Annotated in this window: 14 protein-coding genes; 2 read left to right on the top strand and 12 right to left on the bottom strand. The window is 47.8% G+C overall.

Going from position 1 to position 13,594, the window contains the following annotated elements; translation table 11 throughout:
- Window positions 1-16: 16 nt before the first annotated feature.
- Together ACQSGY_RS18250 and ACQSGY_RS18245 are read right to left on the bottom strand one after the other, a co-directional pair.
- Window positions 17-1,879 carry an RNA polymerase sigma factor gene (locus ACQSGY_RS18250; RefSeq protein ID WP_427179645.1) on the bottom strand — a complete coding sequence of 621 codons (1,863 nt, stop codon included), beginning with the start codon at window positions 1,877-1,879 and terminating at the stop codon, window positions 17-19.
- 52 nt (window positions 1,880-1,931) lie between these two features.
- Window positions 1,932-2,873, bottom strand: a complete 942-nt coding sequence (locus ACQSGY_RS18245; RefSeq protein ID WP_427179643.1) for a hypothetical protein — start codon at window positions 2,871-2,873, stop codon at window positions 1,932-1,934.
- A gap of 207 nt (window positions 2,874-3,080) precedes the next feature.
- On the opposite strand from ACQSGY_RS18245, the gene ACQSGY_RS18240 reads away from it, so the two are divergent.
- Complete coding sequence (locus tag ACQSGY_RS18240) at window positions 3,081-3,257, top strand: CsbD family protein (protein WP_184180880.1); 177 nt, start codon at window positions 3,081-3,083, stop codon at window positions 3,255-3,257.
- Window positions 3,258-3,450: 193 nt separating this feature from the next.
- Here ACQSGY_RS18240 and ACQSGY_RS18235 read toward each other — a convergent pair whose 3' ends face one another.
- Window positions 3,451-4,452, bottom strand: a complete 1,002-nt coding sequence (locus ACQSGY_RS18235) for an NAD-dependent epimerase/dehydratase family protein (protein ID WP_427179641.1) — start codon at window positions 4,450-4,452, stop codon at window positions 3,451-3,453.
- 153 nt (window positions 4,453-4,605) lie between these two features.
- Here ACQSGY_RS18235 and ACQSGY_RS18230 point away from each other — a divergent pair, with 153 nt between their 5' ends.
- Window positions 4,606-5,139, top strand: a complete 534-nt coding sequence (locus ACQSGY_RS18230) for a cupin domain-containing protein (RefSeq protein WP_427179639.1) — start codon at window positions 4,606-4,608, stop codon at window positions 5,137-5,139.
- 42 nt (window positions 5,140-5,181) lie between these two features.
- Here the strand turns inward: ACQSGY_RS18230 and ACQSGY_RS18225 are convergent, their stop codons facing one another.
- The 9 genes from ACQSGY_RS18225 to ACQSGY_RS18185 all read right to left on the bottom strand — a co-directional run bounded on the left by ACQSGY_RS18225 (window position 5,182) and on the right by ACQSGY_RS18185 (window position 13,571).
- Complete coding sequence (locus tag ACQSGY_RS18225) at window positions 5,182-6,255, bottom strand: DUF1835 domain-containing protein (RefSeq protein ID WP_427179638.1); 1,074 nt, start codon at window positions 6,253-6,255, stop codon at window positions 5,182-5,184.
- A gap of 62 nt (window positions 6,256-6,317) precedes the next feature.
- Complete coding sequence (locus ACQSGY_RS18220; protein WP_427179636.1) at window positions 6,318-6,953, bottom strand: TVP38/TMEM64 family protein; 636 nt, start codon at window positions 6,951-6,953, stop codon at window positions 6,318-6,320.
- A 357-nt stretch (window positions 6,954-7,310) separates the two neighbouring features.
- On the bottom strand, window positions 7,311-8,471 hold the full coding sequence (locus tag ACQSGY_RS18215) for an HNH endonuclease (RefSeq protein WP_427179634.1): 1,161 nt from the start codon (window positions 8,469-8,471) through the stop codon (window positions 7,311-7,313).
- 44 nt (window positions 8,472-8,515) lie between these two features.
- Window positions 8,516-8,665: a hypothetical protein gene (locus ACQSGY_RS18210; protein WP_216515215.1), complete on the bottom strand. Its 150-nt coding sequence runs from the start codon at window positions 8,663-8,665 to the stop codon at window positions 8,516-8,518.
- A 23-nt stretch (window positions 8,666-8,688) separates the two neighbouring features.
- Window positions 8,689-8,865 carry a hypothetical protein gene (locus ACQSGY_RS18205; RefSeq protein WP_427179632.1) on the bottom strand — a complete coding sequence of 59 codons (177 nt, stop codon included), beginning with the start codon at window positions 8,863-8,865 and terminating at the stop codon, window positions 8,689-8,691.
- Window positions 8,866-8,873: 8 nt separating this feature from the next.
- On the bottom strand, window positions 8,874-10,049 hold the full coding sequence (locus ACQSGY_RS18200) for an acyltransferase (protein WP_427179630.1): 1,176 nt from the start codon (window positions 10,047-10,049) through the stop codon (window positions 8,874-8,876).
- A 215-nt stretch (window positions 10,050-10,264) separates the two neighbouring features.
- Window positions 10,265-10,759, bottom strand: a complete 495-nt coding sequence (locus ACQSGY_RS18195) for a GyrI-like domain-containing protein (RefSeq protein WP_427179628.1) — start codon at window positions 10,757-10,759, stop codon at window positions 10,265-10,267.
- Window positions 10,760-11,029: 270 nt separating this feature from the next.
- Complete coding sequence (locus tag ACQSGY_RS18190; protein WP_427179626.1) at window positions 11,030-12,382, bottom strand: cryptochrome/photolyase family protein; 1,353 nt, start codon at window positions 12,380-12,382, stop codon at window positions 11,030-11,032.
- A gap of 25 nt (window positions 12,383-12,407) precedes the next feature.
- Window positions 12,408-13,571: a response regulator gene (locus ACQSGY_RS18185; protein WP_216515220.1), complete on the bottom strand. Its 1,164-nt coding sequence runs from the start codon at window positions 13,569-13,571 to the stop codon at window positions 12,408-12,410.
- Between the last annotated feature and the right edge of the window lie 23 nt (window positions 13,572-13,594).

Here is a 13,594-nt window from a genome sequence, read left to right as displayed (position 1 = left end):
TATGTTACTTATGCAGCTATACGTCCTCCAACAGAACATACATTGAATGCAAAATGGCCATGACAGCGCGTTCCAGCTGTTCCACCTCCTGCAGCACAGCGATCGCTTGATCCATCACATCCTGTTTGCCTAAAGCCCCACCATCAGGGAAAGGAAAACATTCCACTAAAAGGTGCAGCTTCTCCGCAATCAAACAGTATTTCTCCTCTGCCATCCGGCATAACTGAATAAAATGCATTGTATTCAGGCAGATGCTTGAAAGGTTGTCACCAACATCCCTGGTCGGTTCAATGGAGTACTTGTCTGCTGAAACGGTCCATAATTGACGTAGCTCAGCAAAGAATGACCTGGCATAAGCTCGCGCATCCCATAGAACGGCAATATTATATGCATGTCCATTGGGCTCAATGTCACCTGTTCTCAGAGCCTCTCGCCACACACCATACGCAGCCAAACCACTTACCGTACCGGGCAGCGTATTTGCATCACGGCCTTCATAGTGTGCCAGAGCATCCTGCAGCACGGCTTTAAGGTTGATCTCGTCACGTATACGGCCCGGTTCTACGGACAGAACGAAGATTTCCTCGTTTACCCCCCTCCCCAGATGGTCATAGGGAATGACAGCCGATTGAATGAAATCGACACCGTGCAGTGTACGACTCTGATCATCGTATCCATAGACCAGCCCGAATTCAGGAATGTTCAAATCCCACACGACTGCTGGAATTCCCCTGGATACAGAGTAACGGATCATCGACAGTGCCCGAATCAGTCTCGGGTGTAACATCCGCTTGTTTTTGGCAGCATCCTGAAGTAAAGCAGGCTCCACCAGATTAGCATTCAATCCAACCTCACTGGCTGTTGCCTCAACAGCTGATGGAAGATAACCCATATGTCGCAGCCCTCTTCCAAGCACTTCTTTGAAATTAAAAGCTGTTGGCCCTGCAATATGCAGATTCGCTGGAAATATAGTGATCCGAAAAGCAAGACCGGTACAGCCCATAACCATAGGAAGCGAAAGTGAGTTCTCTATATAACTTAACATCTCATATATGGCTGCGGCTGCAGAACTCCATGTCAGCGGTGCATGAAATGTCTGCGGTTCATTCAGCACCACACACTGTGGCAGCAATGACACGTTGTCTCTGAGCATCTCATCCACACCTTGCTGAATGTGATGCCGTGACAGTTTTTTTCGGCAGCGGGATAGAATTTGATAAATATTAGCAATCGTCAACCCGGTTTGATCTGCAATATCTTTGGGTGACAGTTGTTCGATCCAATGACTTACACAGATCAGGCGTTCCTTCTCATTTAATCCTGCCAGCAGTTGACGGATGTATTGATTTGTTTCCGCTGCAGCGGCTGCGTGATAGGGGTCATCGCTTATTTCCTGTGCTTTCAGTAAAGTCAAACTAAGCTGGTCATTGAGAAGATGCCCGGGTGAATGCTGCCGAATCCCGGATTCATCTGTGAAACTGGAATCTCTTCGATCTGGAAAAGAGGAAAAATATTGCTCCTGCAGACGAATTCGCCGCTCTATATATGAATAAGCCTGATTCCTCACAATTCGCTGCAGCCAGGCGAGCAAGCGATTGGAATCCTGCAATTGATCCATATGATGATAAGCACGAATAAATCCCTCTTGTACTACGTCTTCTGCAAGATTTTCATCCTGTGTGATGCTTCGTACGTATCGGTGAAGTCTGGAACGATATCGCAGCACTAACTCGTCAAATGCCTGCTGGTCTCCATGCTTGATATGCTGAACGATCTGCTCGTCCGGCATCCCGGAGTAATTGCCCGGAGCGTGTGGGGTATGGTTATGTCCTTCAGCCGAGGGTTCTGCCTGCTGTCTGTCATTCTTCGCTTTTTGCATACTATGCCCCTCTCTCGCTCTGAAACATGAAATACTGCGCTGTACTTCTTGCTCAATCAAACTTCATCTTCATGATCTCTGCCTCTAATCTCGCTTCTGTCTCTGCGAGCTCACTCATCCATCGTCCAGCCTCATCCCAGTTTCGGGACACAAGGCGGCTCTGGCATGCCCCCATCTGAAGGGATTGGGTATGCTTCAAAGCAGACAGAGCAGGATTTATCTTTTCAAAAAACAAACGATAATCCTCCGCCCGGCGTGCACCAACCGGCAGTGTAAAATAGACATAATGCGCCCATTCGTTATCACTCAATTCGCCCAACCTGATCTGTTCAGACTTCCGCATGATCGCAGCAGCCCCCGTCCTCCCGCCATTCACCTTATCCTTATTCTGTTCGATCAAGCTGGAACGGAACCAGACACAAGCCCGGTGATCGATCTCTGTTCTGTCAGGATGCTCCACTCGTTCAGGCTGATGCCAGCTGCGATATACCTTTTCACTCCAGGGGAACTCGGTTCTCCAGGCTTCTTCAAGCTGCTCTAATCCTAAATACACATTAGGGAAACCTGCCGGGTCATGCAACAATAATTCTTCCCCTTCAAGGTCCAGTAACAAGACATAATGATCAGAACCTTCAAGCGCTTTGTAATTCGGATTGTAATTGAGCTTGCCCATGTTCAGCGGTCCCACCATGACTGGCCCTTTACTCAAAGATGCTTTGAGTTCATCTAACGGCATACGTGAGCCCCGGTCATAAGCCACCTCCTTCACAGTAAACCCCAAAATATTCAGCGCTTTGGTCACAGCAAAATCTGGACTCAGGCTGCAATTATCAAAAAATAAAATATTATTGGGCGCAAGAAATGCCCCCAACGAAAATCCACCAACCACTTCAAGCAAGCCTGGTTCGACTTTCTCCCCGATGGAGGCCAGCAGCATCGCAGCTGAATTGGCATAACAGTAAGCCGCATTACCGATATAGTTGTTCTTCATCATAACATCTCCTCTAGGATGGATAGTGCACCACTTTGCGATGCTTATACTTAGATGACTCTGAAAAGGGATGATTTCTGACAGATCCAACGATATTTTTTTGTAATGTCTTTTGCAATGTCTTAGGAGTGCCTTTTAAAGCTATAGCGTTTAAAGGATCTTCAGCCCGGTTAATAAACACTACACCAGACAACGAAGGAGATGTTCGATATGAGTAATTCAACTAGCGATAAAATCAAAGCAGGCGTTAACAAAGCCAAAGGCGAAGTGAAGGATCAGATCGGTAACGCAACGAACAACAAGTCCCTTCAGGCTGAGGGTAAAATGGATAAGGCCAAAGGGGCCGTTCAGGATAAAGTTGCCGATGTGAAAAAACATCACGAATAAGGTACAAGATTTTTGCACACTCGGTCCAATCTCACGCCTATAGCGTAAATGAACAGGTGCCGCGTGTTAAACTGGCCTGACCGTCCCGGTTCTATACGTTTGGAACTGTTCTGAACTGCCGGGCCCGGTGACGGAGGCGCAAAAAAGCCAAGGAAGGTGTTGATTGAACCACCCTTCCCTGGCTTTTTTTGTACTATACCGCTGGCACTGCATAACGCGCCATATCAATGATAAAACTTCTGTTTTCACGTGTTGTGTGATACTCCCGGCTGAATTGCCTTACCCAATCGGCATGTTCCTGATACCACTGGAATGTTTTCTCCAGACCCTGTTCCAGGGTAATCTCTGGATACCATCCAAATGCTGCACGCAGCTTGCCGGAGTGAACTACCAAACTAGATCCTCTGGATTGCGTTGGCTCCTGCTGCCGAATTTCCATCGCTTCAGCGGAACGAGCCAGCGGCTCCATCAGCATACCGATCTCCTGCATCGTCGTCCCGATCCCGGTAGAAATATTGTACGTTTGTCCATTCTGACCACTGAGCATAATCTGTTCAATTGCGCGCAGTGCATCATCGATATACAGGAAATCGCGTACGGCCGATCCCTGAATATCCAGTGGCAGTCCATCCAGCATACGTCCAAAATTCCGCGGAATAATGCGATCAGGCAGCTGCCATGGCCCATACAGATTGGTGAGGCGGAATATGTTGACCGGAAGCTGATAACATTGAGCATAAGACATGGCCAGTGTTTCGCAGGCTACTTTGGAAGCAGAGTAAGGGGAAACGGGGCTATATGGGTCTGATTCACGGTAAACTCTGCCCCATTCACCGCCGTACACCTCAACGGATGATGCCAGTAAAAGAGGGATGCCATGGGTCAAAGCATATTGAAGGATAGCCTGCGTGCTGAGGGTGTTGTTACGAAATACCTCTGAGGGCTGATGATACGAATAATCGACGTGAGGCATGGCGGCAAGATGAATAATGTGATCTGTTCCGGGCGGCAGATGAAGGCGATCCTCTGCGAGATTACACTTGATATAAGGCATGTCAAGCAGCGGAGAACCGTGAACAAGTCTCTGACAATAGTCATCCTGATCCAGTAAAGTGACTTGATGTCCCTTCTGCATCAAATAGTGTGACAGATTAAATCCAACAAACCCAGAAGCTCCCGTAATTACAATATTCACTCATGTTCCCCCTATCGAAAAAATGCTGCGAGTACAAGGAAGAAGGTCTATGTATTGAGTATAACCTTAAAATGATACAATTTGTATCATTTTACAGCAATTTTGTTTTATTATATGTATTGAACTGCTTGTTTATACAGAAGGAGGTTATTGATGATGAGTGAAATGCACAATGTAAATGAAGAGTACAGCGGTATTCAGAGCTTTTATTTTCAAGACGACGGTATCATTCCAAACCATCCACATTATCCCGTGCTATTGTACAAAGGGATCTGGCTGGCTGACTCGCACCTGGCCGAAGCACGTCTGAACCAAAATGGGTGGGGAAACAGCTGGGTTAACGGTGTGTTCAATTATCATCATTATCACAGCAATGCTCATGAAGCGCTTGCCGTAATTAGCGGGTTTGTCAAATTAACTCTTGGCGGGGAAAAGGGACAGAAGGTGTATCTGGAGAGCGGGGATGTCGTTGTACTTCCTGCGGGAACAGGCCATAAACGACTGGAGGCCAGCTCCGATTTTCGAATCGCGGGTGCTTATCCGGGTGGCATGAGCTACAACACTCGAACCGGGGTGCGGGGAGAACGTCCAAAAGTGCTGCAGGAAATTGAGGAGGTTCCTATACCCGATACAGACCCGGTTTATGGTATGGATGGACCCTTAACCAAGCTGTGGTCAAAGCCTTGATGCTTACTAAAATACAGAAACAGTTGATCTGGAGATTTGGAGTTAGCCCTCTCCCGTTAGTCGAACGCGGTAAAAACGCATGGCGCGAGGGCTGCCCTCCAGATCAAGCTTACCCATTAGCACAAGCTGACGAACCCGGTATTCAATAAAGGAGTCACCGACAGCCTGAGTCAAATTCCCCATCACCTCTCCGACTACGCGGGCTCCATTAATAAATTCACCCACAGCACGTTCAGCCGCAAGCCTCTTGACCTGCTGCAAAATAAATTCATCAAGGCTGTTCTCTGGAACGCTGTGGACTGCATCATTTTTCATCAACCTCAGCGTACCAGACTGCGAAGCCAGTTCAAGCCATTCCTGCTCCATAAGGCTGCGCTGCTCAAAAGATAGCCATTTTGCAACCATGCCTTGCTCCCACATCATGCTCAATTGATCCGTCATCATCTCGCCCAAGGGGAGAACTTGCTGTTCAGAAGCATTGAACATTGCTCGATACAATACCGTGGTATCCATCAGTGTAATCGGACTTTTACAGTGTCTCAGCAAATAAAGGGCATATAACATGCCGGTTCGTTCATGCCCATTATTGGCGTACCAGATGATAACCTTGGTATTGTTACTAATTGAAGTCATAAATGGTTTTAAACACTTCAGTTGCTTCAAACCTTGCAGTAGATAACTTCCGTGCTCCGTCAGATAAAGCCGATCCAGGAGCCATAAATGTCTTCGCTGCAGCACAATTTCATCCTCCAGATCACCCAGTGGACCCATGGCATAATAATCATTCAGCGAAAAAAAACATCTGCCTGACCGACCTGGGAAATTTCCCATGGCGACCTTAATACTGCCCAAAGGAGCTTCACCAATAGCAATGTGAAGCTCATCTGCATGCCGCAGATCAGGGAGTGGACGCTCCCTTTCCCTAAGCCTTCGATCCTCGGACAAACGGCTGAACAGCTGCTGCTGTTTCTCTGCAAACCAATTGATTTGCGCGTCTTCGTTTTTGTTGCTCATTGCCATATCTGTTCGTAGATAAAGCTCGCGCAGCAGCGACCTCAGCTCTTCCTCATTCATCTGATGCAGCTCATTATCAAAATCAAATACACTTCGAATCATGTATAAGCCTCCTAACTGGATAGCGCACTTTCCGGCTGTACACCCCTTGTTCTGTCTTTGGGCTATGAAGAGATGGAATTTCCTGAGCTCTGGTGCAGGGATTGCAGCTCATCCTGATCGGGGTTAAAGCGGGTGAAGTGACGCTCGAGCTTGCGGCTTGCCCAAAGGGAAACGGCAATGAACAGAATTACGCCAATCCAGCGTACCGGGTGTTCAAGGAACTGCTCCACGTTGGAACCGATATAAGTGACAGAGAAAATCATGATGGCTTTGCCAAGACCCACCGCGAGCAGGAAGGATAACAAGCGCATTCGCGCAATGCCTGCGGCAGTGTTAATAATGACAAACGGCCCTACCGGGAATATGCTCAGCAGAAAAACATAGCTGAATGCGTTTCTGCGAATCCATACCATACTGCGCTGTACGCGCGGTTTGCGGGCCCATTTTTCCACAAAAGCCGATTTGCCAATCTCCCGTACAATCAGAAATGTGACAGTACAGCCCAGCACCATGCCAATCCAGGAGTACAAAAAACCAGCCCATAAGCCGTATACGGCTCCATTGACCCCCACGATAAGCAGCGTAGGCAGCGGCGGAACAAAGGACTTCATAAACGTAAGCAAAATGCCTGGCAATGGACCAAGAGAACGGAACTTCTCCAGCCAGAACCGAATATTTTCTTCTGTGATATATGACATAATATCAAGTGCTACCGTTGTCATCCGCATCCATCCAATCTATATCAATCTGTTACAGCTGTTTGAACTACCTCAAGTCATCCTTTTTGTGAACCTTTAATAGTTACCCCACAAGTATAACGTAGATTGGGCTGCCATACCGTTGTCAATTTGAAGAAATATGATATGCACGTTGATCCAAAAACATTTACATGTAAATAGATGAGAATCAGACAATACCAAAAAAGCACACCATGATCATATGATCTCGGTGTACTTTGCTTGTTTGTAAACGGCATTGAAATGGCTGCATTTCAGCGGCACATGTCTAGGGCGTGTCTTGAAATCTGCTTCCTCCAGAGTTGACACGCCCTAATTTCAATGCGTATCCTCTAGCCCACTCTCCTGCAGCTCAAGCTCCAGCAGCTCTGCCTGATGCGCGGCATTCCATTCAGGTATTCCAGAACGCATGAACTCATCCGCATCCATCGCCGCCTTGGACTGATTACACAGGTTGCAGGCACAGACACAATTAAGCGGTGTCGTATGTCCACCCTTCGCCCGCGGAAGGAGATGGTCAATGGTATCACCGTAGGAGCCGCAGAAATAACAGGTATAGTTGTCCCGATCCAGAATAAAACGCTTGAAATCCTTGTTGCTGAACAGACGGCGAATGGTATACCGATTGACAACAACAGCGGCTTTTTCCTTCACCAGGGTGACCGCCAGCTCCATATCCACTTCCTGATGCCAGCGGCGGCCCTTGTCGGTTTTGCCGCGCATGCGCACCATACCCTGCCGGTTAGTCCGAAGCGAAGCCGGATCTTCCGGGTCGATTGCTGCTGGCGGCACATGATGACGCCGCGGCCTGCCATCCATTCCAGCGGCATGATTTCGGCTGGAATGATGGGTGGTCTCGCGCCCCGGTGCAGCTGGTGGCTGTGCCTTCGCCGCAGCTACAGAGCGTGCAGTTCCCTTGCCGGCGCCACCACGAGCACTGCTGCGACCGCCGCGGACACGATCCAGCTCCGGCGCAGGAGCATCGGCAGAAGCATGAGCATTTACAGCCTCTACAGGCTTCCGTTTCCGCCGTCTTCGTCTTTTCTTGCGCTGACTGCCTCCGGAAGACATCGCCGCCGCATCCTTTAACTGCTGTGAGGTCTGCTCAGCGAGTGAGGCCTGCACCTCTGAAGTTGTCGAACTTGCTAGTGGAGGGGAGTTCAACTCGCCTCCTGGACCCTCGCCCCGCTCGCTCCCTTCAGCAGTACGCAGAGTCTTAGTCGCTTCTGTCTCACGACGCTCAAGCTTGGCAGCATCGATGGCCTGTCCCGCTTGACTATCTTCTGCATGGCGTTCCCGTACACCGTGCTGTCGACAGCGGCGGCAGGCCCCGCGTCTGGCCCCGGGACCCGCCTTTTTCCCGGTCCTGCGCCGAAAATCAGAAGCAGGCCGCGACTCTCCGCAATACATACATGTCTTGGTTCGCTGCGTTTCTTGTGCTGTCGTACCTTCGCGGGAAGGGGCTGGTCCCGTCTCCATGTTGTCACCTCGGTTCCGAATGTATCCGGTTTCTTTCTATTGTATCACATCTGCTCGCGAACACCCTCATAGCCATAAGCTTTGTATTCCTCTAAGCTGTACTCGGGGGTCTGCTCACTGCATTCGTGAAGAATGTGCTCTACATATTCCAATATATCCTGCATCGGTTTCCCGCATTGTTCACATCTAGTCATGTTGATCACCTTGATCCTATCTTTTAAGTTTGCCGTATATTATGTTCCGCATTATGATTACCCCGGTATTCAGCAAAAGAAACATTCGTTCCCACGAGAATGACATGAATATCCAGCAATCTCAGGCAGCAGCAAATATAAGAAAAGCCATCCCTGGCCGCCCGCAGGCTGACCAAAAACGGCTGTTCTTCACGCATCATTGTAACCTCTAATGCATATCCACTTGTCCAGAATTCTGCTGGGGCACAAGACGTGGTTTCGGTTTGGGCAGATTGCCAAAGATAACCCAGGCATAAGGCAAAAACCTTGCGGCAAGGCCCACCACAATCCACGAAGCGATCAGGGCAATACCGAATCCGCTGGCATACCATAGATGAATCAACCAGGAGACCCCGGTTTGCGGTGGATGCTCACGATAAAATAACAGGAAAAACGGATGAATCAGATAGATGCCGAAGGACAGCGTACCCAGCCGGTTCAACGGTTTAACAATGAATGAAGGACCATGATGATAGAGCCAGTATGCAATCTGGATAATGACCAGAGCACAGGCAAACGTATGAACATTCCATAATAGCTCGTACCATAACGTATTATATGTGGCAATCTTCAGCCGGAGCAGATAATAGATATAGACGTGCGCCAGCCCGGCCGTAATCCATACAGCCCATAGTAAAATCCATGAAGCAACTCGACCTTTGGTTGCATTAGCCCTGCTTACGACAAACCACTGCTTGATCTGCGGGAAATACACCCCCATGAATGCTCCTAACATAAAGTAGGAAAAATAAGAGAAGGCCCAGCTGCCCTTGTTGGGAACTTGAAACCCGTACTTATTACTTACGATGAAGGCCCATTGAATGAGCAGCCCGATCGGCACGGACCATTTTACAACAGAGGGATATTTCTTTAGAAACCAGAGCACCAACGGAAAAATAAGATAAAACTGCATGTTAATAAACACAAAATACAGATGTGTGTAGGCTTTGCCTGTAAACAGTTTCTCAATAAAACTGATCAGCGATTCATTAAAGGGTCGACCCTGATAATACATGTTATGCAGAACGACAAAGTAAATAATAGAGAAGAGAAAATACGGCAGCAAAATATAAACAAAGCGCTTTTTGTAAAAATTGCTGACAAGCTTTTTGTCCAACGGGCGGGTGTAATAATTATAAAACAACACAAAGCTGCTCAGAAAAATAAAGGTCGGCGTACCATATTTCATAAAAATATTAATAAAGTTGTACAACCAATAGTAATTTGAACTGGTCATATCGACCGTCGCATAAGATGTAGAATGCACGGACAGTACTCCGATAATGGCTATGGCCCTTACAATATTCAACTCCGGGATTCGTTCTCTTTTCAGTGTTTGATTCATGTTAAGAGGATCTCCTTCATGTATTCGTCAATATGTTAAATATGACGTAGTCCATTAAGCTCTCTATCTATTAAAAGCCATATTGCTTAACATGTGTAGTCCAATTTCTTAATATTTTTTAAATTTTCAAGTGAATTTCACATTATTTGCATGCTTGTATATGCCAAAAAGACCGCAGTAACGCGGTCTGGGGTTGATTCCGTGATCTTCTGCAATCAGTTCGATTTTTTTTCGTTCACCGGCACCAAAATTATAAATTCCGGCTCGAGATCGTAGGGGTCCTGTTCCATCGGATACATTTCATAATGCGTAAGCGCCCCGTTGGAAAGAGCATATCCCTGCTCTTTAATCCATGAATATATCCGGTGATAAGAAGATTCTACCGACTGTCCTTTGAGATGGTTGTACCTCACATAAGCCTGGGAAGGAACATCGATCGCAACCATGCCATCTGGAATTGACTGCAGGGATGCATCACTAACTTCAACAGCCGCATAATGGATAAAACCATTCTCTGTCATATGATAAGACAAACCCAGTAACTCATCCGGGTGAAGCACATTTTTTATTTCATGAATCCGACGTTTGAATTCAGTTTGTATTGCTCTTATTCCCCCTGCTCCCGCTTCAGCAAAAGTCCCCTCCCATTTCAAACCAATCACAACCGCCGCTTTTTTATAGACCAATTCCTCCTGCTGAACGTTTTCCATGCACGTCATCCTTCCTTTGCTTCTTGATATTCATAGCCAGCCTGCCATTTCATATCCATCGTTGAATGTGTCGGTTCTATTTCTCTTGGATGCTGATTTAATTCTATACCAAAACAGTTACAAAATCTGTATTATATGCACAATTTAATCAGCCGAGTTGAACTAGATTGATCGCAAAAAATCCCCCACCAAAAACAAACGGGGGGGATAAGAAACACACAGTTTAAAATCGTTTGAATTCATAGGAAGGAAATCTGAGCAGGAGATCATCTACCGGCTCGCTAGAATTTGTTTATAAACATCGATAGCGGCTTGTCTGGAGGTTTTCAGGTCAACGATCGCATCTTTCCTCGGCTGATGAATATCTTTGCTGTGCTCATGCTTTAAATCAGGCAGCCACTTGCGAATGTAATCTCCTTGAGCATCATACTTCTCGGACTGTGTGACGGGATTATTGACACGGAAATAGGGCGCAGCATTCTCGCCCAGCGAGGCGCACCACAGCCAGTTCCCCCGATTCTGAATGTTATCATAATCCTTCAGCTTGCGTCTGAAATATGCTTCACCCAGCGTGAAGGGGCATTGAAGATTTTTGGTCAGAAACATCGCCGTTAGAATACGAAGCCGATTAGGCATATGCCCGGTTTCATTCAGCTCTGTCATAGCCGCATCAATAATCGGGATGCCCGTCTCCGCTTTGCACCAGCGCTCAAAATGAGTATCGTGAAGAGCGGATAGGTCGTATTTTTTTTCATACGTAAAATAATGCTCCTCATACACCGCCCTGTACAAATAAAAATCGCGGAAGCACAGCTGCCTGATCCACTCTTCGGCTTCGCCAGCACGCTGCGCGGCATCAAACATCTTGCGGATGGATACTGCCCCCACTGCAATATAGGAGCTGAGATGACTCGGCTCATATGCCTCGAATTCATCCCGATGTTCCCCGTAATCTGCCACTCGTTCGGACAAAAAACGATCCAGCAGCATATGTGGGTCTTCCCCTTGAACCTCCTGCTCCCCAGAAGCTGCCTGGTGCAAATTAGAGGGTACCTTCATTCCATCCGGCCATTCCAGCGGGTAGTCACTGACGTTCACATCTTGAATGGTTACGGACGATGGCGGATTCGGATATTCATGCATAAACTCCAGCCAGCGCCTGTGAAACGCAGCAAATACTTTATAAGGCTCTGACTTGCCCGTAAATTCAGCGAAAGCTTTCAAATCGATTAACAGATGATCCGTCAGCTGAGTAAAAGGAATTTCACAGGATTCACATACTTTACGCAGCTCTCTGTCTCGATCTATCGCATACGGCGTCATATCCCGATGAACCACGACCTCGCTGATCTTGCCTTTCATATGGCGCAGCACCCATTCAAGCACCTCGGCTGGCTTGCCATAAGCCGCATGTAGCTGCCGCCCTGCCTCCTGATACGTTCTACCCAATGCTGCTGCATGACGCAGGAAATTCACACCGCTGTGGTCCTTCTCCCGGCCCTGCCGAAGCAGGAATGGATCATAGATCAACATATGCAGGCTCTCTTCCTCCTGCTCTCGCAAATAATCAAATGCGCTCAGATCATCTGTACGCAGGTCTTTACGGTGTATAAATATTTTCACGCGCCACGCCCCTCCTGCCTGAACACTATCGCTTTGTCAGACTTTGATATAACTTGCTTGTTTCAGGCTCTGGCTGATGACCCAGGTCTTCCTTCAGGACCAGCGTAAATGAATGATAGAGACGCAGTATGCCTTGCTGGTCATCCATAGAGGCATACACTTCCATCATCAGTCTGCAGATTTCTTCCGAATATGGCTCACGTTCCTGCAATTCTATCAGCAGCTCAATCGCCTGCCCGCCACGTCCCTGCATCATATCCCATCGGGCAATATCCATGACAAGTCCCGTATATTTTCGCCGGAGCTCCCTGCTCTTGGCCCTGGACCAATCATAATCATGCTCTTCCAGATAATCACCACGATAGAGCAAGACAATCTGTCTCAGTTCCTGCACATTGGCCGAAGTGATGGCAGCATAAGACATCGCCTGCTCAAACTGTTCAACATCGCTCACCAGATTGCCTGTTATTAGACGATAACGGTTCATGTTGTACTCCAGCTTGCCTGTCATGCCCCATTCCTTCAATAATTTGCGAATCTGATATACAGACGTGTGCAGCAGCGTGAGCCCTTTATCCTGAGATAAATCTGCCCAGAGCTTATCAAGCAGAATCTCCTTGCTTACCCACTCCCCGCGATGATGAAACAGAAAAGCAAACAGTTCCTGTGATTTGGTTGTACGCCACTTGTGTTTCTCCGCACTCTGCTCCAGACTTCTGAAAATATCCAGATGTTTAAAGGTTAACAGCCCCGGCGCCTTCAAATCCAGCTCCTCCTCATCAGGCTCCGATTCCTGCACTTCTGCCGTGGCGGCAGCTTGATTGTAAAAGGACATGACACCTGCCATGCGGTCAATTGTCTTGGTTAATCTGGTTGGACTGACCGGCTTTAATATATAATCCAGAGCCTGCAGCTCAAATGCCTCCACAGCATGATCTGCATAAGCGGTTACAAATATGACCCGAATGCTCTGATCCAGCTGCTGGATGTATTCAGCTGCTTCCAGTCCATTCATCTCCGGCATGCCAATATCCAGAAACACCACATCCACACGATGATGGGCCAGAAAATCCAAAGCCTCGCGGGCTGTTGAAAAGCATTGCACAGGATCGATCCTTCCGTCCGACTGAAGCAGACGCTGCAGGTGGAGCTGCGCCGGCTTCTCGTCATCTACAACAATGGCTCTCACCGTTCCTCTAACCTCCTGCCATG

This window comes from Paenibacillus sp. TC-CSREp1, from assembly GCF_050171015.1.
Classification (GTDB): domain Bacteria; phylum Bacillota; class Bacilli; order Paenibacillales; family Paenibacillaceae; genus Paenibacillus; species Paenibacillus silvae.
Note: the sequence above shows the minus strand (reverse complement) of the source record. Positions and strands in the feature narration are given on the sequence as shown.